At 58.8% G+C, this 21,644-nt stretch carries 17 protein-coding genes; 13 read left to right on the top strand and 4 right to left on the bottom strand.

Annotation, left to right across the window (positions count from 1 at the left end):
- The first annotated feature begins 154 nt into the window (after window positions 1-154).
- From AC1DX3_RS17500 to AC1DX3_RS17515, 4 genes are all read left to right on the top strand, one after another.
- Complete coding sequence (locus tag AC1DX3_RS17500) at window positions 155-1,744, top strand: tryptophan halogenase family protein (RefSeq protein ID WP_476990608.1); 1,590 nt, start codon at window positions 155-157, stop codon at window positions 1,742-1,744.
- The gene (locus tag AC1DX3_RS17505; RefSeq protein ID WP_476990609.1) at window positions 1,741-2,811 is read left to right on the top strand and encodes a LacI family DNA-binding transcriptional regulator; all 1,071 of its coding nucleotides are present in this window, start codon (window positions 1,741-1,743) and stop codon (window positions 2,809-2,811) included. The genes AC1DX3_RS17500 and AC1DX3_RS17505 overlap by 4 nt, the downstream gene beginning before the upstream one ends.
- Before the next feature lie 3 nt (window positions 2,812-2,814).
- Window positions 2,815-3,564: a hypothetical protein gene (locus AC1DX3_RS17510; protein WP_476990610.1), complete on the top strand. Its 750-nt coding sequence runs from the start codon at window positions 2,815-2,817 to the stop codon at window positions 3,562-3,564.
- 126 nt (window positions 3,565-3,690) lie between these two features.
- Window positions 3,691-4,473, top strand: coding sequence for an ArsR/SmtB family transcription factor (locus AC1DX3_RS17515; RefSeq protein ID WP_476990611.1), 783 nt, complete (start codon window positions 3,691-3,693; stop codon window positions 4,471-4,473).
- Between the two features lie 4 nt (window positions 4,474-4,477).
- Here the strand turns inward: AC1DX3_RS17515 and AC1DX3_RS17520 are convergent, their stop codons facing one another.
- The 3 genes from AC1DX3_RS17520 to AC1DX3_RS17530 all read right to left on the bottom strand — a co-directional run bounded on the left by AC1DX3_RS17520 (window position 4,478) and on the right by AC1DX3_RS17530 (window position 9,218).
- Window positions 4,478-6,376, bottom strand: coding sequence for a PAS domain S-box protein (locus AC1DX3_RS17520; RefSeq protein WP_476990612.1), 1,899 nt, complete (start codon window positions 6,374-6,376; stop codon window positions 4,478-4,480).
- Window positions 6,377-6,520: 144 nt separating this feature from the next.
- On the bottom strand, window positions 6,521-7,636 hold the full coding sequence (locus AC1DX3_RS17525) for a Gfo/Idh/MocA family protein (protein ID WP_476990613.1): 1,116 nt from the start codon (window positions 7,634-7,636) through the stop codon (window positions 6,521-6,523).
- 259 nt (window positions 7,637-7,895) lie between these two features.
- Window positions 7,896-9,218, bottom strand: a complete 1,323-nt coding sequence (locus AC1DX3_RS17530) for a UDP-glucose dehydrogenase family protein (protein WP_476990614.1) — start codon at window positions 9,216-9,218, stop codon at window positions 7,896-7,898.
- 1,110 nt (window positions 9,219-10,328) lie between these two features.
- Between AC1DX3_RS17530 and AC1DX3_RS17535 the strand changes: the two genes are divergently transcribed.
- Both AC1DX3_RS17535 and AC1DX3_RS17540 read left to right on the top strand, forming a co-directional pair.
- Window positions 10,329-11,204 carry a UTP--glucose-1-phosphate uridylyltransferase gene (locus AC1DX3_RS17535; RefSeq protein WP_476990615.1) on the top strand — a complete coding sequence of 292 codons (876 nt, stop codon included), beginning with the start codon at window positions 10,329-10,331 and terminating at the stop codon, window positions 11,202-11,204.
- Window positions 11,205-11,286: 82 nt separating this feature from the next.
- A complete protein-coding gene (locus AC1DX3_RS17540; protein WP_476990616.1) occupies window positions 11,287-12,789 on the top strand; it encodes a phosphomannomutase/phosphoglucomutase in 1,503 nt (500 codons plus the stop codon).
- 29 nt (window positions 12,790-12,818) lie between these two features.
- On the opposite strand, the gene AC1DX3_RS17545 is transcribed toward AC1DX3_RS17540, so the two are convergent.
- A complete protein-coding gene (locus tag AC1DX3_RS17545; protein ID WP_476990617.1) occupies window positions 12,819-12,998 on the bottom strand; it encodes a hypothetical protein in 180 nt (59 codons plus the stop codon).
- 497 nt (window positions 12,999-13,495) lie between these two features.
- On the opposite strand from AC1DX3_RS17545, the gene AC1DX3_RS17550 reads away from it, so the two are divergent.
- The 7 genes from AC1DX3_RS17550 (at window position 13,496) to AC1DX3_RS17580 (ending at window position 21,642) form a co-directional block, all read left to right on the top strand.
- Window positions 13,496-14,158 (top strand): exopolysaccharide biosynthesis polyprenyl glycosylphosphotransferase, encoded by a 663-nt coding sequence (locus AC1DX3_RS17550; protein ID WP_476990618.1) that lies wholly within the window; start codon window positions 13,496-13,498, stop codon window positions 14,156-14,158.
- Between the two features lie 92 nt (window positions 14,159-14,250).
- Complete coding sequence (locus AC1DX3_RS17555) at window positions 14,251-15,018, top strand: metallophosphoesterase family protein (RefSeq protein WP_476990619.1); 768 nt, start codon at window positions 14,251-14,253, stop codon at window positions 15,016-15,018.
- A gap of 270 nt (window positions 15,019-15,288) precedes the next feature.
- A complete protein-coding gene (locus AC1DX3_RS17560; protein ID WP_476990620.1) occupies window positions 15,289-15,762 on the top strand; it encodes a polysaccharide biosynthesis/export family protein in 474 nt (157 codons plus the stop codon).
- A 45-nt stretch (window positions 15,763-15,807) separates the two neighbouring features.
- Window positions 15,808-17,094: an outer membrane beta-barrel protein gene (locus AC1DX3_RS17565; protein WP_476990621.1), complete on the top strand. Its 1,287-nt coding sequence runs from the start codon at window positions 15,808-15,810 to the stop codon at window positions 17,092-17,094.
- Window positions 17,095-17,141: 47 nt separating this feature from the next.
- Window positions 17,142-19,331: a GumC family protein gene (locus AC1DX3_RS17570; protein WP_476990622.1), complete on the top strand. Its 2,190-nt coding sequence runs from the start codon at window positions 17,142-17,144 to the stop codon at window positions 19,329-19,331.
- Between the two features lie 101 nt (window positions 19,332-19,432).
- A complete protein-coding gene (locus tag AC1DX3_RS17575) occupies window positions 19,433-20,506 on the top strand; it encodes an acyltransferase family protein (protein ID WP_476990623.1) in 1,074 nt (357 codons plus the stop codon).
- Window positions 20,506-21,642 carry an endo-1,4-beta-xylanase gene (locus AC1DX3_RS17580; protein ID WP_476990624.1) on the top strand — a complete coding sequence of 379 codons (1,137 nt, stop codon included), beginning with the start codon at window positions 20,506-20,508 and terminating at the stop codon, window positions 21,640-21,642. Before AC1DX3_RS17575 ends, AC1DX3_RS17580 begins: the two co-directional genes overlap by 1 nt.
- Window positions 21,643-21,644: the final 2 nt, after the last annotated feature.

Consider the following 21,644-nt stretch of genomic DNA (forward strand, 5'->3'; position numbering starts at 1 on the left):
GGATATAGGGCAAAAGTGATAATATATCAATCTGTTGCCGCAGCGAGTGATGGCTCCAGCCGTCCCGGCGGCCCCGCCCGCCCCTTGCCCACGTCCGGCCGTCATGTTAGTTTCAAGCGCATAAACCCATAAAAAGTCGCGGATTTCCGATTACATGACAACACCACGCAATATCCTGATTGTCGGCGGCGGCACAGCAGGGTGGCTGACCGCCTGCTATCTGGCCAAGGTGTTGGGTCAGAACCCGGCCGCCTGTCCTCAGATCACCGTCATCGAATCCCCAGACGTCGGCATTATCGGCGTCGGCGAAGGCACCTTTCCGACCATCCGCACTACGCTGCAAACCCTCGGCATCGACGAGGCCACCTTCCTGCGCGAATCCACCGCGACCTATAAACAGGGCATCAAGTTCGTCGATTGGGAAAAGACCCCGCGGAACGGCGAACACGAGCACTATCTCCATCCTTTCGACGCGCCCTATTTTGTCGACGGCGCCGGCCTCCTGCCCTACTGGCTGTTGTCGGATCCGGCCACCCGCCCGTCCTTCGCCGAAGCCGTCACCTTCCAGAAGCGCGTCGCCGATGCCCAGCGTGCGCCCAAGCGCACCTATGAAGGCCATTTCAGCGGTCCCCTCAACTTCGCCTACCATTTCGATGCGGTGAAATTCGCCCACCTCCTCGCCGACCGCGGTGTCGAACTGGGTGTATGTCACCTGAAGGGCAATATTACCGACGTCGTCATGGCCTCCGACGGCAGTATCGATCATGTGATGTCGCCCGAGCACGGCACGCTCAAGGCTGATCTTTATATCGACTGCAGCGGCTTCACCTCGATCCTGCTCGGCAAGGCGATGGGCGTGCCGTTCAAATCGGTGAAAGACTATCTGTTCACCGACCACGCCCTGACCTGTCAGGTGCCCTATGATGCCCCCAAGGCCCCGATCAATTCCTACACCGTCTCGGCCGCCCACGAGGCCGGCTGGACCTGGGACATCGGTCTGAAAGATCGCCGCGGTATCGGCTATGTCTATTCCGGCAACCATTCTTCCGACGAACGGGCCGAGCAGGTACTGCGCGCCTATATAGGTGACAAGGGCAAGGATCTGCCGACCCGCCTGATCAAGTTCGACGCTGGTTACCGCGAAACCCATTGGACTAAGAACTGCATCGGGGTTGGCCTGTCCGCTGGTTTCTTCGAACCGCTGGAAGCCACCGGCATCATGATGATCGAGGTGGCGGCCGGCATGATCGCCGAATTCTTCCCGCATGACGGCCCGATCGATGCAGCGGCGCCCCTGTTCAACAACCTGATGCGTCAACGTTACGAGAAGATCGTCAACTTCATCAAGCTGCACTACTGCATCAGCAAGCGCGACGAGCCGTTCTGGCGCGACAATGCCGACCCCAAGACTATTCCGGACGAACTGCGCAACATGCTGGACATGTGGAAACACCGTCCGCCGTCGCGCTTCGACTTCCTCACCGACGTCGAAACCTTCGCCTATTTTTCCTATCAATACATCCTCTACGGCATGGGCTATAAGACCGACCTCGAGGCGGCGCGCGGCAGCTATCCCAATGCCGAGGCGGCCCAGAAGATCTTCGATCGTATCAAGGGTTTCGGCGAGCACGCCGTCAAGGATCTGCCGTCGCACCGTGATCTGATCGAGGAGGTCTATGCCCACGGCTTCACCGAGAAGCAGGCTGAACGCAACTTCGTCGTCAAACAGAGGGTTGGGGCTTGAGCAAACCCACCATTATAGATGTCGCGAACCGGGCCGGGGTTTCGATCAAAACTGTGTCCCGTGTCATCAATAATGAAAAGCATGTCTCGGCCGACATGCGGACCCGCGTCCGCCAGGCGGTGAGCGAACTTGGCTTCGCCGCCAATGAATCGGCCCGCGGCATGCGTGCCCTCAATCCCGAACGCGCCTATGTCATCGCCCAGCTCTACGGCGATCCGGGCGGCGCCTATACCTCGGACATACAGCTGGGCCTGCTGCAACGTTGCCGCTATTTCGGCTATCACCTGGTCATCGAAGAGCTCGACTATCTATCTCCGGACATCGAACGCCGCGCCCGCGACCTGGTCCGGCGGCTGAAACTGGACGGCGCTGTCCTGACGGCACCGCTGACCGATAACCAACTCGTCCTCAATGTTCTCGACGATGCCGGCGTGCCCTATGTCCGCATCACACCGGTACATGAGTCGCGGACCGTACCCAGTGTGCGCATGGACGAACGCCGCGCCGCCTATCAACTGACGCAGCATCTGTTGACCTTCGGCCACCGCCGCATCGGCTTCATCCGCGGCCTGCCCAACCATGCCGCCACACTTTTGCGTTATGAGGGCTTCGAGCAGGCGATGACGGAAGCCGGAATCGAAATCGATCCGTCCCTGGTCGAGGATGGCGAGTTCCGATATTTTGCCGCCCTGCCCTGTGCCCACCGCCTGCTGACGCGGCCAGATCGGCCGTCGGCCATTTTCGCCAGCAATGACGAGATGGCCGCTGCCGTCATCAAGGTCGCCCATGAGCTGGGTTTCACCTTGCCCGACGATATGTCCGTGGTAGGCTTTGACGACATCCCGACCTCGGAAATGCTGTGGCCGTCCCTGACGACCGTGCGCCAACCTGTCGCAGGGCTGGGCGCAGCCGCCGGCGATCTGCTGTTCACGCGTCTGTCGCCCGGCGGATCCGGATGGCCGAGCCCTGTGCCACACCAGATTCTGCACCACGATATCGTCCTGCGCAGCTCAACGGCTCCGGTTCGCGACCCCAAGACCCTGTTCGGTCAGGCCATGAACCGTTAGGCCGTGAACCTGCACCCCTCCCCCATTCGGGTCGTCGATCGGGCCTTTGTGGCACTGAGCGTGGCCGGTTGGCGGCTATGGCTGTCGGCGGCGCTGTTCTTCCTTATCCCCTACCTGCTTGGCTTTTTCATTCTCTACAAGCCGCTGATCGACGGCAGCCAAACCTTCACCTCGGCTATGAACCCGGCCTATCTGGTGCGCTATTACGGTTTTATCGTCTGGTATTTCGTCGTCCGCGCCCTCAACTACTGCACGACAGGCCAGTTGCTCTACAATGCCTGCAGCCATGAGCCCGTGACCTTGCGCCATATTGCCATGTCGGGCCCGAAGAAGTTGTTGCGCGCCTCACCGGTCTATCTGCCGGTCATCGCCCTCGCCTATGTCGGACAGTCCCTATGGATCGTGCCGGGCCTGATCGTGTCCTATTTCGCCGACTTCTTTTTACCGCCCTACGTCCTGGCGCGCATGCCGGTCAAGGCTGCGTGGCGCCATGGCGCCCGTCTGCGCAAGGGGCGCAACCTCACCCTGATCCTGAGCTTCCTCCTGATCGCCTGCGCCGGCTTCGCGGGAGCCTGGGCTTTGAAGTGGCTAAATGGCCTGATGTCTTGGCTGCCCTTTTCCGCCGCGACGATCGGCCTGGCCGTGGGCTATATGGTCATCGAAGTCCTGATGCAGGCCTGGATGACCGGCCTCTACTTCAGCGCCTACGACCGCGAACCCTCTCCCGAAGCCACCGCCGACCTGTTCGATTAAACCGGCGCAGCAGGATTCGGAGCAGCTGTGGCCCTTTTCAAAGAAAACCGGCGCTCCGAATGGCCATCTGCATTTATTCAGGTGACCATATTGACACGTGACTAATAAGTCACCTATTATAGATCCATGGATCTGATCTTCAAAGCCCTGAGCGACGATACCCGGCGCCTCCTGCTCGATCGGTTGCGGCAACGTGACGGCCAGACCCTGACCGATCTCGAAGCTTCGACCGGCATGACGCGCTTCGGTGTGATGAAGCACCTGAAACTGCTCGAAGCCGCCAATCTCGTCATCACCCACAAGGCCGGCCGCTTCAAATACCACTATCTCAATGCCGCCCCGCTTCAGCAGCTCGTCGATCGCTGGATCGAACCCATGACCCAACAACCCCTGGCCCGGGCCGCTCTCGACCTGAAGGCCGAACTGGAAAGGACAATCCCTATGTCTGACGTCAAGAAACCCGACTTCATGCTTGAGACCTTCATCCGCGCCACACCCGACCGGGTGTGGCAGGCCCTGACCACGACGGAACTATCCAAGCAGTTCATGCTGATGGGTGGCGGGATTTACGGCACGATTGCCACCAATGAGACCTATGAATATCGTCTCGACGACGGCAAGGTCATGGTATCGGGCAAGATCCTGGCCGCCGAGGCGCCGTCACTACTCGATATGACCTTCATGATGCCATGGATGGGGCCGGACGCGCCTATATCGCGTAATGTCTATAAACTGGCTGCTGTCGGCGACCTGACCAAGCTCACCATCCTGCACTACGATCTGCCGGCCGAACAGGAGGGGCTCAAGGAAGCCTGGGCGCAAATTGCCGCCAGCCTGAAGTCATTGATGGAAACCGGCAAGGGTCTGCATTTCGAGATCGAAGACCACAGTCAGACAGAACCTGCTTGAAGGTTTATGCCAAGGCCCGAACCTGCTTGCCGCCGATATGGCGTGCGAGCAGGTTTTTCAGGTGCGTCGGATCGAATGGCTTGGGAATGAAATCGTCCATCCCCGCCTCAATGCACAGGCTCTTGTCGCGATCCAATACATGGGCCGTCATGGCGATGATCGGGGTGGCTTCGAGCTTCTGTTCTTTCTCAAATGCGCGGATCAGACGCGTACTCTCGAATCCATCCATTCCGGGCATTTGAACATCCATCAGGATCGCGTCGAATGTGCCGCGTTCGGCCTTGCGCAAGGCCTCCAGGCCGTTCTGCGCCACATCATAGCTGTAACCCAGGTGGTCGAGCATCGAAGTCGCGACCAGGGTATTGGGCTCATAATCCTCGACAACGAGAACGTTCCTGTGCACCTTTTCGGGCGTATCGTGTTTCCCCACCAGTTGCATCGGCTTGGCGACGTTCTTCAAGGTGATCTCGACGGTGAAGGTCGATCCGATGCCCGGCCGGCTGACGACCGAAATCGAGCCCTTCATCGCCTTGGCAATGGCCCGGCAAATCGACAGGCCCAGCCCTGAGCCGCCATATTTGCGTGTCATCGACGCATCGGCCTGCATGAACTTGTCGAAAATGACCCCCGTCTTCTCTTCCGCGATGCCGATGCCGGTGTCGGTGACATCGAAAAGCAGCACGCTGTCGGTCGCCCGCTCCTTCTTGACGCGGACATTGATCTCGATCTGGCCGGATTCGGTGAATTTGATGGCATTGGCGATCAGGTTGGTCAAAATTTGCTGCAGTCGTAACGGGTCGCCGACATAACGATCCCTGAGACCATGATCATAGGCGACCTTCAGAGGCAGATTCTTTTCCCGCGCCTTGACGTCCATCATAACGACGGCTTTTTCGACTATCTCGGCCGGGCTGAATTCGACGGCTTCCAGCATGAGATCGTCGCTCTGCAGCTTGGAAAAATCGAGGAGATTGTTGATCAGCGACAATAGATTGTCGCCGCTTTGGCGCAACATGGAAACACACTGCTGTTCTTTCGGATTGAGATTTTCCGACAGACTGAGAATGTGCGCCAGTCCGATAACGGCATTCATCGGCGTGCGCAGTTCGTGGCTCATATTGGCGAGAAATTCGTCCTTGCGCCGGTTGCTGTCACGCAGTTGCGTCTCGATCCGCTTCTGGTCGGTGATGTTGCGCGCCACCTTGGACGCCCCGACGACCCGCCCGGACCCGTCGCGGATCGGCGACACGGTGAGCGAAATTTGGAGCAGATCACCGTTTTTTGCCCGCCGGACGGTTTCAAAGTGATCGACTTTCTTCCCGGACTTGACCCGACCGAGGATAGAATATTCTTCGTCCAACTTGTCCGGCGGGATGATCAGGCTGATGTGCTGACCGATCGCTTCCTCGGGGCCATAGCCGAAAATGCGCTCCGCCGCCGCATTCCACGAGGTGATGACGCCCTCCAGGGTTTTGCTGACGATGGCGTCATCCGAGGATTCGACGATCGCCGCCAAGGAAGCGCTCAAGCGTTCCGCCTGTTTTGTAATGCCGATGTCGCGCGCAATCTTTGAGACGCCGACGATCACGCCGGCGGCGTTCTTGATCGGGGAGACCGTCAGGGAGAGATCGATCAGAGCGCCCGCCTTGGTTTGGCGCACCGTTTCGAAATGTTCCAGGCGTTGTCCGGCCTTGACCTTGCCGATGATGAGAAATTCCTCGTCTTCGCGGTCCTTAGGGATGATCAGGGTGATATGCCGGCCGATCGCCTCCTCGGGCGTCCAGCCGAAGAGCCGCACCGCGGCTGTATTCCATGAGGTGATGATGCCATCGAGCGTTTTGCCGATGATGGCGTCGTCGGAGGACTCGACGATCGCCGCGAGGTAGCCATCCAATTCGTTCACGTCGCGATCCAGGTAGTCATATCATTACCCCTGACAGGTGCCGGCGCGTGGCGCAGCCCTGCCCTATCCGCCGTAAAATGAGCGTAAAAATGTAAAGGCTCCATGTGAAAGTGATATCGCTCCCAATCACCCCTCTTTAAGAGGTTATGGGAGCTTTACCGTTCTGCCCGAGGCAGCGCTACGTTTGGCGGCATCGAGGATTTCGACGACCAGCAGGTTGTTTTCCAGGGACGACGGATCATAGGGCCCCGGCGTCACGCGACCGTCGATAACGGCGCGGAAATAGGCGAACGGATCGTCGAAGGGGGCCTCGCGTTCGTCCAGGGTGACATCGCGGGCGCTGTCGGGTGTCGTGCCGCGGATATGCAGGCTGTGGCGGTCATCGGCGACGATCTGGCCCTTGACGCCATAGATCTCCATATCCTTGCGGCCGCCGGGCCAGTCCCACGAGGCTTCGGCAATACCCTGGGCTTGCGGGTAGTCGACGATGATGGTCGCATCGTCATCGACCCTGGTATAGACATCCGGCTGAAAATGCCGCGTGATGGCGGTCACCGACACCGGTCGCTCACCCTTGGTCAGCCACGTCATCAGATTGGCACCGTAACAGCCGAAATCGATAATGGCGCCGCCGCCGTTCTTTACGGGGTCGGTCAGCCAGCTCAAGAATTCCGCGCTGACGCCGATCTTGACCGGACCTTCGTGACCGTCGTGAAAGACCATACGGCGCACCGGGCCGGTATCGTCGCCCGCGGCCACCAGCTTAGCCGCTTCGGCCGTCGTGGCGTACCACGTCGTCTCGTAATTGGTGAGAAGCTGGATATGGTATTTTTGCGCCAGGCCGGCCATGGCGTGCGCATCGTCGAGGCTGACGGCCAATGGTTTTTCGACCATGACATGGATGCCGCGCGGCGCCGCCGCCTCGACAATCTTGCGGTGGCCCTGGATATCGCCAAAGCCCAGGACCGCGACCGGATGAGTCTTATCGAGCATGGTGGCGATGTCATCATAGACGATCGCCATGTCGAAGCCATACTGGTCAGCGTAGCGTTGGGCCAGGGCCCGGTTGGGTTCGACGATACCGACAACCGTAATGTCGCCGCGCTTCAGGCTATTGAACAGGCCGTAGGCGTGGTCGTGAGTTAGGCCGATAACCCCCACCGGCATGGGCGCGACCGGCTGCGCCGCCAGAGGACTTGATCCGGCCGCCATCACCGCCGCCACCAGAGCGAATACGAACACCATAAACTTGCCGCCCATGCCAATGCCCTGCCCTTGTCTAATGTTTCCCTCCAGGGACTATGACACATACCCGCCTTTCGGCAAAACGTGGCCTGAATTGCAAACGATATTAAATATCATAGTTATATAGAGCACTCTATAACGCTCTACAGAGTGCCCTCACCACTCCATATCTCATGCCTATTTTACCGTTTGCGTGCGTCGCCTCGACTCAAAACACAAAAGGCACGGATCATCCTGAAATCCGTGCCCTCCGTGTTTTCCGTGGTTTAAAAACCTAGACCGTAATCTGTTCTGCCGGTCTTCCGATGCAGTAATAGCTGAAGCCGTGGCGTGCGACCTCTTCCTTGCGGTAGATGTTGCGCAGGTCGACGAGGACCTTGCCCTTGACGGCATTCTTGATGCGGTCGAGGTTGAGCGCGCGGAACTCGTTCCACTCGGTGACGATGACGACGGCGTCGGCGCCCTCGGCGGCTTCGTAAGGTCCGGTGCTGTATGTGATCGGCGGCAGAACGTGTTTGGCATTGTCCATGCCTTCGGGATCGTAGGCCTGGACTGTGGCGCCGGCGGCAACCAGCTCCTCGACAATGGTGATGGCCGGGCTGTCGCGCATGTCGTCGGTCTCGGGCTTGAAGGTCAGGCCCAGGACGCAGATCGTCTTGCCGGCAACGCTGCCGCCGACCGCCTTGACGACCTTCTGGGTCATTTTCGACTTGCGCGCGTCATTGATGGCGACRGTSGCCTCGATCAGCTGGATCGGCGCRTCGAAGTCCTGGGCCGTCTTGACCAGGGCCAGSGTATCCTTGGGRAAGCACGAACCGCCGTAGCCGGGACCGGCGTGGAGGAACTTGGTGCCGATGCGGTTGTCGAGGCCGATGCCGCGGGCGACTTCCTGGACATTGGCGCCGACGGCTTCRCACAGGTCGGCCATCTCGTTGATATAGGTGATCTTCATYGCCAGAAAGGCGTTGGCGGCRTACTTGATCAGYTCCGACGTRCGGCGYGTCGTRATCATCAGCGGCGACTGGTTGATGAACARGGGACGATAGACCTCGGTCATGACCGGGCGGGCGCGTTCGTCCTCGATACCGACGACGATRCGGTTGGGGATCATGAAGTCCTTGATCGCCGCRCCCTCGCGCAGGAAYTCCGGGTTCGACACCACGGCAACGTCGGCCTTGGGATTGGTCTTCTTGATGATGGCCTCGACCTCGTCACCGGTACCCACCGGCACGGTCGACTTGGTCACCACGACGGTAAAGCCGTCGACATGCTTGGCGATGTCCTCGGCCACGGCATAGACGAACTTCAGRTCGGCRTGGCCGGTTTCCTTATTGGTCGGGGTACCGACACCGATAAAGACGACTTCCGAGGTCGGSACGCAATCGGCCATGTCGGTCGAGAAGGTCAGGCGGCCCGCCTTGACATTGTCATGGACCATTTCTTCMAGGCCAGGCTCGAAGATCGGGATCTTGCCCGCCCGAAGCCCCTCGATCTTGGCCACGTCCTTGTCCATACACACGACCTCATGGCCGTACTCAGCCAGGCAAACACCCGAGACAAGGCCAACATAACCAGAACCAATCATCGTAATCTTCATCGTCGCCTGATCCTTTTGTTGCAGTGCAATAGGTTAACAAGCCTGATCACAACGCAGATGCAACAAAAAAATTGCCGGAAATGCATTTTCCGCTGTTTTGACGCCTGTAAGGGGCGAATTTACGGGGATAAATCGATTGTGGAATTTATGGGTAAAATCGTCAGGACGACTTTTGCGGCGCTTGGCGGAGCCTTAGCGTATTGGATGGCCTATCGCGTTTCATCGGCAGGGAAATGGCCGCATAGAGCGAATATACGGCGATAACGGGGCTTAACAGCACAAGGATCAGCACACCCAGGATGAGGGAGGTTATGGTCTTTGCATCGGCCTTGTTAGGTGGAATCATCATGGCGCACCTGTTGTTAAGGTTAACCTAGTCGATTGCTGCAAGTGCGTCAAGAATTCCAGCTTTTCGTCGGGTTTTGTGCATCCGCGTTGTGATTTCCAGTGGTCGAGAACCTTAGCGGACATGCACGAAGGCGAGCATGGGGCGCCGTCAAGTTCGCTGTTTTTACAGCCCCGTCGGTATTTTTACAGGTCTTCGCCGGATAGTGGCTGCTGGAGCGTATAAGGAAATATGCGACGGCAGTCATGAGATATATTTATTGCAATGCACAATAAATGGTTTCGCATTTTACTGCAATGGATGCTTAATGTGCCTGATTTCACAGATGCTTGACGAATGGGTGTCAGTCACCTATAATTTTCCCAATAGTTACCTTTGAAAAGGTAATCTAAAAAGTCTAATTTTTTACTTTGTTTTTGTTTGGTTATTACTGAATTTGGGCTGGGTATGGCGAATTCAAAATTATCGTTTGGGCGTTTAGTCTCGGCTTTTTTCGGGTTACCGGATCGCCGAACCGACTCGGAAAGCGGCGTAGAGCGTGGCAAGATTCCCTTGGGTTGGGTTCTGCTCGGATTGATCGCGTTCAGCGCACTGGCCTGGTACGTTTTTTTCAAATACATTCTGTGACGATTGACCGGCCCTGACGGTGTCGGTATTTATTTTCGTCGAAAAGCCTTGCCGTTTGCACTGCAGCATTTTATCGTGCCCCGAGGTTAACGGCCGACGTCGTGTCGGCCACAAGCATTAAGCCGAGGGGTAAGACAGTGTCACATAAACGCGTTCGCAAGGCAGTCGTACCGGTCGCTGGACTGGGCACCCGCGTTTTGCCGGGTACAAAAGTTGTACCGAAGGAACTGCTCAACGTCGTCGATCGTCCCATCCTGTCGTGGGTAGTAGCGGAGGCCCGCGCAGCCGGTATCGAACACTTCGTCTTCGTCACCGGCCGCTCGAAGGGCGCCATCGAGGACTATTTCGATCACCAGGTCGAGTTGGAGGCGCAACTGGCCGCCAAGGGCAAGACCGCCATATTGAACGGCCTGCTGGCTGAATTGCCCAAGCCCGGCGAGATGAGTTTCGTTCGCCAGATGCAGCCCAACGGTTTGGGCCACGCGGTCTGGTGTGCCCGCGATATCATCGGCGACGAACCCTTCGCGGTCATCCTGCCCGACATGGTCATGGACGCCGAGGTGCCGGCCACCAAACAGGCCATCGACGCCTATAATGAAGTCGGCGGCAATATCATCGTCGTCGAGGCCGTGCCCCACGACCAGACCCATCAATACGGCGTTGTTGCCTTGCACGGGCAAGAGGGCCGGTTGAACAAGATGTCCGGCATGGTCGAAAAGCCGGCCAAGGGCACGGCGCCGTCGAACCTGATCGTCTCCGGCCGCTATATCCTGCAGCCTGAGATTTTCGATTTGTTGTCGAACCAGGAGCGCGGCGCCGGCAATGAAGTCCAGCTGACCGATTCGATGTTCCGTTTGATGGAAACCCAAAGCTTCCATGCGCTCGAATATGACGGCGTTACCTATGATTGCGGTGACAAGATCGGCCTGCTGCGCGCCAATGTCGCCCTCGCCCTCAAGGATCCGGAGCTTGGCGCTGCCGCCCGCGCTGCCCTGTCACCGTTTTTCGCCTGATCGCGGCTTAAGCCACTTTGATTTTTTATATTTAGCGGGGGCATAGGTGCCGCACCCGTACCCCCTAATCTGAGGACATTCCATGCCCCTTCTTCCCAAGGTCGACATCCCCGAAAATTCCTACGGCTTCGAAACCGAAGTCCTGGTCAAGCCGACCGGCTTCCGCGAATATGACGCGCGCTGGGTCTTCGGCAAGGAAATCAACCTGTTAGGCATTACGGCCCTGGGCCTCGGTCTCGGCACCTATATCCACGAGCGCGGTGTGGCGCCGAAATTGGTGACCGGTCACGACTTCCGCTCCTATTCGATGAACATCAAGAATGCCTTGATTATCGGTCTAATGCAGGCGGGCATCGAGGTCATCGATATCGGTCTCTGCCTGTCGCCGATCGCATATTTCGCCCAGTTCGACCAGGACGCACCCTGTGTCGCCATGGTCACGGCCTCGCATAACGACAACGGCTGGACCGGCGTCAAGATGGGCTGCCAGGCGCCTCTGACCTTCGGGCCGGAAGAAATGGGCCGTCTCAAGGACATCGTCATGGGCGGTTTGGGGGTCGAGCGTCCGGGCGGCAGCGTCAAGCGCGTTGAAGGCGTGCAGCAGCGTTATATGGACGATATTTCCTCCAAGCTCTCCCTTAAGCGCAAGCTGAAGGTGGTCTGCGCCTGCGGCAACGGCACGGCCGGTGCATTCGCCCCGCAGGTGCTGCGTGCCATGGGCGCCGAGGTCATTGAACTCGACACCAATCTGGACGCCAACTTCCCGAAATATAACCCGAACCCCGAAGACCATCACATGTTGATGGATATGGCCGCGGCCGTGCGCGAACACGGCGCCGACCTGTGCCTGGGCTTCGACGGCGACGGCGACCGTTGCGGCGTGGTCGACGACCGTGGCGAGGAAATCTTCGCCGACAAGATCGGCCTGATGCTGGCGCGCGATCTCAGCGCCCTGCATCCCAACGCGACCTTTGTCGTCGATGTTAAGTCTACAGGTCTCTATGCTACCGATGAGGTGCTGAAGAAAAACGGCGCCAAGACGGTCTACTGGAAGACCGGCCACTCCTATATCAAGCGCAAGACGTCGGAACTGAAGGCCCTGGCCGGCTTCGAAAAGTCGGGTCACTTCTTCCTGGCCCCGCCGATCGGCCGCGGTTACGACGACGGACTGGTTGCTGCCGAGGCCATCCTGGCCATGCTCGATCGCAATCCCGACAAGAAACTGTCCGAACTGAAGGACGCCCTGCCGGTGGCCTATACCTCGCTGACCATGTCGCCGCACTGCGCCGACGAGGTCAAGTACCAGGTGCTGGATCGTATCGTTAAGGAATATGAGGACCTGTTCAAGGCCGGCGGCTCGATTCTCGGCCGCAAGATCATCGAGGTCATTACGGTCAACGGCGCCCGCGTCCATCTTGAAGACGGTTCCTGGGTCCTGGTGCGCGCCTCATCCAACAAGCCGGAACTGGTCGTGGTCGTCGAAAGCCTGCGCTCCGAGGACGACATGCGCGATCTCTTCCATAAGGAAGTCAAGCCGCGCCTTGGCCAGTATGCCGAGATCGGCGCCTATAATCAGGAAATCTGACCGCTGGGCGGCCGCTTTGGCCGGCGTTATTAAAGGATAGCGCCGACTGCGCCCCAAAAGGCCGCACAGCCCAAGCCCAGCACCAGCAGCGCCCAGCCGACGGGAATCTTGCCTTCGCCGGCGGGCGTAGCGCCTTTGTGTGTCGTCGCGTCGATGACGCCGGCGTCGTGGGGAGCGAACGCGTTTTGCGAGTTTTTCAGCCGTGCCATGAGATTTCTGCCATGAAGTGGTTAGGTGTATGGCCTTCAGTCATACCCGCACAAGGTTAAGGCTTGGTTGTGGCAACGCAGCAAAATGAGATAAATATTTTGATGTAAAAAGGTGTTAAGCGAAAATTTACCGTAAAACTTAATCTTCGCTAACCATAATTACAGACAATATACTCAAACATTGCTTGAAACAGCTTGTTTTCCCATATTTCAGGACAACTCTATCGGTAATGCGGTATTCTTTTGACGGGGTGGGGCGGGCTGCCGGGTCTGTCGCTTTCGCAACCGCAACAAGATCGTTTTCGGGCTTCGCTCATGCGCTGATCGTTGTATTTACGCCACTACAGAGTGTTGCGTTTTATGGGTAAAGTCGATTTATGTTAAATAAAATCTTAATTCGCTTGCCAAATTGCTGCGATGCGGCATTCTAGGCGGCGTTAGAGAAGCCTGACACATAAGAGTACTTGAGTTCTAAGTCGATTAAAGGATGGCTGGTTATGTTCGAGTCCGTGAAGTATATCAACACACCCCCCGCCAAGGCTTCGCCTGAAATCGTGCGCCGTCCGGTCGCTGTCAGCTTCGTCAAGAAGCTGATCGATTTTTGCGTCGCCATGGGCGCCTTATTGTTTCTGTTGCCGGCCTTGCTGACGATTGCCCTGCTGATCAAGATCGATTCGCCGGGCCCGGTTTTCTTCCGTCAGCGCCGTACCGGTCTGGACGGCCGGATGTTCCACATCTACAAGTTTCGTTCGATGACGGTGGCCGAAGATGGCGATCGTGTCGTCCAGGCCAAGGCCAATGATCAGCGCGTTACCCGCGTCGGTCGCCTGTTGCGCCGGACCAGTCTCGACGAGATTCCGCAATTGTTGAACATCGTCAAGGGTGACATGTCGCTGGTCGGCCCGCGTCCCCACGCCTTGTCGCACGATCAGGAATTCGCTTCCGTGGTTCCCGATTACAACCAGCGCTTCCAGACGCGCCCCGGCCTGACCGGCCTGGCCCAGGTCAACGGCTATCGCGGTGAAATCGTCACCCGTACCGACCTGGAAAAGCGCATCGCCTACGACGTCGAATATATCGAGACCTGGTCGATCGGCCTCGACATCATGACGATCCTGAAAACCGTGCCGTGTTTGTTTGGGCACAAGAACGCCTACTGATCGATGCGGCCGGTGCAACGGCCCACGGTCTGAAATTCGAAACGGGCGCTCAGGGGGGCGCCTTTTTCGCTTAACCTGCCACCGATACCCACATGCCTGACTCAGCCTCGATCCCCGATCTGCATATGCCGGCGAAGCCGTCGCAAACCCAGCGGCTGGTCTATGCGGTTGGCGACATTCACGGCCGGCTGGATCTGTTCGAGGCCATGCTGACCGAGTTGCGCCGGGACGCCGAGGCCTCGGGTGAGCGTCCCGTGGTCGTTCTGCTGGGCGACTATATCGACCGTGGTCCGTCCTCGCACGACGTCATAGAACGCATCCTGACTCTCGAATCCGAGAACTGGTGCGACCTCGACCTGCTGATGGGCAATCACGAATGGGCCCTTCTGAGATTCCTCCATCAGTCCGAATCCGGCAAGAGCTGGCTTGAGCACGGCGCTGCCGCGACCCTGGCCTCCTACGGCGTGGGCACGCCAGGTAAGCGATACGACCCGGCGACCTATGCCGAGGCGCGCGAAGCCTTCGCCGCCGTTGTGCCGAAGCGCCATCTGCAATTGCTGTCGCGCCTGAAATTTTACGTCATCCACGACGACTATCTGTTCGTCCATGCCGGTGTCCGTCCGGATACTCCGCTCGAGGCGCAGACCTTGCGCGACTTTATGTGGATCCGGACACCGTTTCTCAGTGTCTTCAAGGCTAGCGACCATGTTGTCGTTCATGGGCACACGCCGGAAGAAGAGCCGGCCAATCTGCGCTGGCGAATCGGCCTTGACACCGGTGCCTATGCTACGGGCGTACTGACGGCGATCCGGCTGAAGGGCTCGGACCGCCGCTTCATGCAAACGGGGAAATTCACCTGACCGATGCCTGATCTCTCACCGTCCGCGGGAATGTCGGGCGCCTCAGGACACAGTCGGCGGTCGGATGGTCGGCCAAAGTTAAAAACCTCCTAATTTTTGTTGCAGTGCATCAATTTGTGTCATATCGTGAGCTTGGTTTTTGAGGATGCGAGGAATATGCTGAAGAAAACTCTAGTGTTATGCGCCTTCGTCATGTTCGGCCTGTCCGCGCAAATTTGCGCGGCGCAAGATAATGTTGCAAGTGCGAGCTCCGCTTCAACGGAAGCTGCGATGGTTGCGCCGACCGCGCAGTACCGTCTCGGCGGCGGCGACAGCATCCATATGAACGTGTTCGGCGAGACCGATCTCAGCGGTGATTTCAAGGTGACCGGCGACGGCAAGTTGTCCCTGCCGCTGATCGGCGAGGTGCCCGCGGCCGGGCTGACGGTATCGCAGCTGCAGGAGACCATTCAGACCGCCTATATGCAGGGCTTTCTGAAGGACCCCAAGATCAATATCGAGGTCACCAACTTCCGCCCCTTCTACATCATGGGCGAGGTCGGCAAGCCTGGCGAGTATCCCTATAGCGACGGTATCACCGTGCTGAATGCCGTGGCGCTGGCCGAGGGCTTCACCTACCGGGCCCAAACCAAGAAGGTCTTTATCCGTCACGTCAACGAAGACAAGGAGACGCCCGTTCCGCTGAGTTCGTCCTTGCTGGTGACGCCCGGGGACACCATCCGTATCGGCGAGCGTTATTTCTAAAAACGCACCCAACGCATCTATTGTTTCAATCCTTGGATACCCGTCATGAGCTTTGGCCGGAAAAACAGAATTTTGGGAACGACGGCTCTTGTGGCCTCGCCGTTATTGGTGGCCGCCGCGCTGGCTGTGCCGGCCCTGGGCGATCCGGCTGTGTCTTATTTCGCGCGCCATCGCACGGTTGCTGCGGGCGAGCGCGTGCCGTCGGGCTACGAGGTGAGGGGTGTCCATCTGGGCGGTTTTACGCTCTACCCGTCGCTCGATGCCGCGCTGACCGGCAACAACAACATCTATTACGACGATACCAACAAAGTGTCCGCCACCGTGGCCAGCCTGGATCCGGCCTTTCGGTTGAATTCGAACTGGGGGCGTCACGCTCTGTCGGCTTCGCTGACGGCAAATTATGACGGCTATTCCGGCCGCAGCTCTGAAAATACCCTGGCCTGGGACGCCGCGGCCGGCGGCCGTCTCGACTTCGGGGCCTTCAGCAATGTCAATGCCGGCGCCGATTTCGCCCACAATTACGAGCCGCGATTCGATCCTGCCTCGCCGCGCAACTCAGCCAAGCCGATCCAGTATGACATGACGACGGCGCGCCTCGGTACGGTTGTCGAATTCAATCGCGTGCGCCTGACCGGTACGCTCGATTACCAGAAGCTCGACTATGCCAATGGCCGTGACACCAGCGGCAATCTGCTGCTTCAGGATCAGCGCGACTATACGCGGACGGGCTATACGGCCCGTGCCGATTATGCCCTGTCGCCGCTTGTCTCGCTTTTTGCCACCTATGGCCACAATCAGCGCGAATATCGCATCAGCACACTGAATCGCGATTCGCACGGCTACACCGCCGCCCTGGGCGCCAGTTTCGACCTGACCGACCTGATGAACGGCGAAATCCAGTACGGTTATCTCGAACAGACCTACAAGAACCCGGCCTTCAAGCCCAGCAAGGGCGGCACCCTGAAGGCCCGGCTGTCCTGGTACCCGACGCGCCTGACGACCGTGACCGTGACGTCGAACCGCGAAGTCGGCGAAACGCCGGACGTTGCCGCCTCCGGCATCCTGACCACCAATTCCGGTATCGAGGTCAACCACGAACTGTTGCGCACCCTGGTCCTGACGGGCTCCTACGGCCATATCGACGACCGTTACAACGGTGTTGACCGCCGTGACCGCCGCAATACGATCGGCGTCAAGGGCACCTACCTGTTGTCGCCGACGGTGGCGATCAAGGCCGGTTACACGCACAGCGACCTGACCTCGCATGGCGCCGCGGCCATCCATCCCTATAAGGACGACGCCGTCACGGTTGCCGTCTCCCTTAAATACTGACCCCTGTTATAGCCGCCCTTATTACAGCTGTAGAATTGGTACCTGACATGACCCCCGAAATCACAGACGCCGAGCCGGCCACCGCCCAGAACATATTCGCGGCGGTTGACTTCGCCTCGATTCTTGCCGATTTCAGGCGCTTCGCCAAATTCTTCGCGGCGATCTTCGTCGTCGTCTTCCTCGTGGTTCTGGTGCCCATCTTGTTGCAGGCGCCCAATTTCGACGCGACCTCCAGCGTCATGATCGACCCGCGTACAATCAATGCGTCGCCCGACGCAGATGTGCTATCGGACCTGCCGGCCGACACGACAACCATCGATACGGAGGTTGAGGTCCTGGGTTCGAATGCCCTGACGCAACGTGTCGTCGATTCCCTGCATCTCGACAAGGATCCGGAATTCAACCCGGCTCTGGCGCCGCGCAAGTTGCTGGGTATCATCCCGATGCCGGCCGGTCGTGGCGGCGCCCGGGCCGAAAGCCAGGCGCAGCTCGTCCAGGACGCCGTTCGCGCCGGCCTGACGGTGAAGCGCAGTGGCCTGACGCGTATCATCACCATCACCTATCGCAGCAAGTCGGCTGCTAAGGCCGCGCGTATCGCCAACGAATGGGCGCGCCTGTACCTGTCGCAACAGCTGGAAACCAAGTTCAATGCGACCAAGGAAGCCAATGACTGGCTTAACAGCCGCATCGGCGATCTGCGCACTCAGGTCGAAGCCGCTGAAACCGAACTGCAGAATTACAAGATCGCCAACAACCTGGTGTCGTCGAGCAATGACGATACCATCGCCCAGCAGGAGGTCACGACACTGGATCAGCAATTGGCGACGGTCAAGGTCGACCAGGCCGAAAGCGATGCCCGTCTCAACGTCGCCAAGCGCCAGCTGGCCAACGGTTCGACCGGTGAAGATCTGGGCGAGGCCCTGAACTCCAGCGTCATCCGCGATTTGCGCAATCAGCGCGCTACCTTGACCCAGCATATGGCCGATCTCAGCTCGAAATATGGCCCGCTGCATCCCGATATCATCAAGACCAAGAAGCAGCTCGACGATATCGACGGCCAGATCAAGGCCGAGGTCAATCGCATCATTTCAAATCTGGAGGGCCAGGCCCAGATCCAGCGCCAGCGTACAGCCTCCTTGCAAGGCAGCGTCAACCGGGCGCGCGGTCAACTGGTAGGCAACAATCGCGCGACCGTGCGTTTGAACGAACTGCAGCGCAATGCCGACGCCGTCACGGTCCTCTACCAGTCCTATCTCGACCGCTTCAAGCAGACGTCCAGCCAAGCTGGTATCGACCAGACCGACGCCCGTATCGTCTCGACAGCCGGCGTGCCCCTGGCGGCCGCTACGCCCAAAAAGCCGCTCGCCCTGGCGCTCGCCCTGGTCGCCGGCCTAGCCGCCGCCACCCTAGCCGTCCTGGTGCGGCGGGCGCTCGACAGCGGCATGGCGACCGGCGCCGACGTCGAAGCCCAGCTCGACCAGCCCTATCTCGGCGGTATTATCGACCTGCCGACCCTGTTGCCCAAGGGCATCAAGTCGACCCCGCGTCAGTACCTGCTCGACAAACCGTTGTCGGCCTTCGCCGAAGGCTTCCGCAACATCCGCGCCGGCCTGGTCTATTCGAAACTGGGCGAAGCGGTGAAGGTGATCGCCATCACATCGTCCCTGCCGGATGAAGGCAAGACGACGACCTCGATTTGCCTGGCGCGCACCATGGCCATGGCCGGTCAATCGGTCCTGCTTATCGATTGCGACCTGCGCCGACGCTCGCTCGCCAAGGCCCTGGATATGGATGTGTCGAAGGGTCTGCTCGAAGTCCTGACCGGTACAGTGGCTTTCGAAGACGCTGTCATCAAAGACCCGACCCCGGGTGTCGACTATCTCGCCCTGACCAACCGCGCTTCGCCCGCCAAGGATATCTTCGGTTCGCCGATGATGGCCATGTTGCTCGACGAAGCCCGTGCTAAGTACGACGTCATCATCCTCGATACCGCACCGGTTATCCCGGTCGTCGACACCCGTATCCTGCTGCGTCAGGCCGATGTGACCGTCATGTTGGCGCGCTGGCGCAAGACGCCGCGCCGCGCCGTCCAGACCTCGATCGGCTTGCTGGCGGATGTCGGCGTCAAGGTCGGCGGCGTTGTCCTGACCAAGGTCGACCTCAAGGCTCAGTCCAAGTTCGGCTACGGCGACAGCATGTATTACTACAACCAATACAAGGAATATTACGCCTCCTAGAACGCAATCGAGGGTGGGAGTCACTTTTGGGTTTGCGCTTGGGGAGCGTTGTTTAGGTCGCGTTACGGGTTGCATGACTGGCCGCATTTGGGATCGTCTTGATGAAAAAAGAAATTAAATCCCTGACTGGTATCCGTGGTGTGGCGGCCTTTTCGGTGATGCTTTATCACCTGTCCCAGAACCCCGCATTCGCGGCGTTCAAGACGCCCTTCTTCGCCAAAGGTTATCTTTGCGTCGATCTGTTTTTCGTGCTGAGCGGTTTCATCATCGCCTTCATCTATGGCGAGAAATTCGCCAATGGCGGCAATAGCGCCATCTACGGGCAGTTTTTGCTCAATCGCATAGCCCGCGTTTTTCCGCTGAATTTCGTCGTCACCTTGGTTTTCGCGGCGCGTATGCTGGTCAATGTGTCCGACAGCACAGCCTATACCCTGACTGTGCCCGACTTCGTCGCCAATATCTTCATGGTCCAGGGTTGGGGTTTCGGCGCCCACGCCCTGGCCGGCAATTCGTGGTCGGTCAGCACCGAAATCCTCGCCTATCTTTTGTTTCCCCTGCTGGTCAGGGTCGCCTTTTCCCGCTTCTGGTGGCTGCAGGCCGTCATTGCCGTGGCGGTTCTCGGCCTGGTGGCAGCGTCGGGGCTCGGGGTCGAAGGTGTGATGGACGTCGTGCGGCGCGATAGCTTTCTACCCGCCCTGCGTTGTGTCGCCGGCTTCTCCTTGGGCCTGGTCGCCTTCCGCCTGGCGGATTATGCCATCGTGCGAAAATGGTTGGCGTCCAACCAGGCCCTGGTCGCCGTCATGGTCCTTCAGGCCATACTCTTTTTGATACCCAATGCCGATCTGGCCATCGTCCTTACCTTTCCGTTGCTGATACTGGTCCTATACTATGACGGCAGCCTATCGGAGAAGATATTCGGCAATCGGATCGTGTACCACCTTGGGATCATCTCCTATTCCATCTATCTGTGGCATCCGTTGTTCCGCGACATCGCCGCACGTGCGCTCGGCGTTGCGCAAAAGCATGGCCTGATTGGTTTCGATATTCTCTTTGTCGTCGCCGCCATCGCCATGACCTGGGTAGCGTCCTATCTCAGCTACCGCTTCGTCGAGAGTAAGAGCCGTGACTGGATACGCCATCTATCGCAGGTCAAGCGCAAGAAGCAGGTGGTCTAATGGCGCCAGCGTCACTCCTGCGCCGGGATGTTCTGGCCCTGACCGCCGCGGCGGCCCTCGCCAATGGCGTGCCGGCTCAGGCCGGGGCGCGACCGGTTCCTTACCGCTACAGCTATCAGCCGCCCCTGCGCCAGAGTGCGGCCAAAAAGGGCATCTACTACGGCGCTTGTGTCAGCCCGACTTGGCTTGACGTCATGAAGGACACGAGCCGCGAATACGAGCCTGATTTCAGCAAGGCGTTTGCTCGTGAATGCAATATCCTGGTAGGCGAGGGGGCAACCAAGTGGAACGCCCTGCACCCCGAACCCGATCGCTGGAATTTCACCCAGGCCGACCTGCTGCTCGAATATGCCGACGCCCACGCCATGAAGATGCGCGGGCATACACTCATCTGGCATGCCTCATTTCCGGAATGGGCACAAAACTTGCTGATCGAAGGCAAGGGTGAAGCCTTGATGGAGACCTATATCCACACCGTAGTTTCGCATTTCAAGGGTCGTCTGCATTCCTGGGACGTCGTCAATGAAGCTCTGCGGCCTCGTCACCGCTTCTTCGAGGAAGGCTTTCGCGACACGCCCTGGCTAAAGGCTCTGGGCCCTGGCTATATCGAACGCGCTTTCCGTCTGGCGGCGCAAGCCGATCCGGATGTCCAGCTGGTCTATAACGATTATGATATCGAGTCGCGGCCGGTCAAGGCCCAGGGCGCCATTAAACTGCTGAGAGACCTCAAGGCAAAGGGCGTTCCGGTCCATGCCGTAGGCCTGCAGGGTCATTTCGACACCGATACCACCTTCGATCATCTCGACGGTTTTTGTGCCGAAATGAAGAGCCTTGGCGTCGAGGTCATTATTACGGAAATGGATGTGTTCGAAGCCAATGCCGGGTTGGATGAGCGGCAGACCGACCTGCGTGTCGCGGCCAAGACCCGAGAATTTCTCGATCGCATTTTCTCGGTCGCCGTGCCGAAACAGATTCTGACCTGGGGATTGAGCGACCGCCACAGCTGGCTGTCCAGTGCGAAATGGAACGCCTGGCGCAATCCGGCCGGCCGGCATATCCGCGGCCTGCCACTCGACGACAACCTGCATCGCACGGCGATGTGGGGCGTTATCGACGACTTTATTGGAAAGATTTAGCC

It is taken from the genome of Asticcacaulis sp. P2_B1, assembly GCF_056404915.1.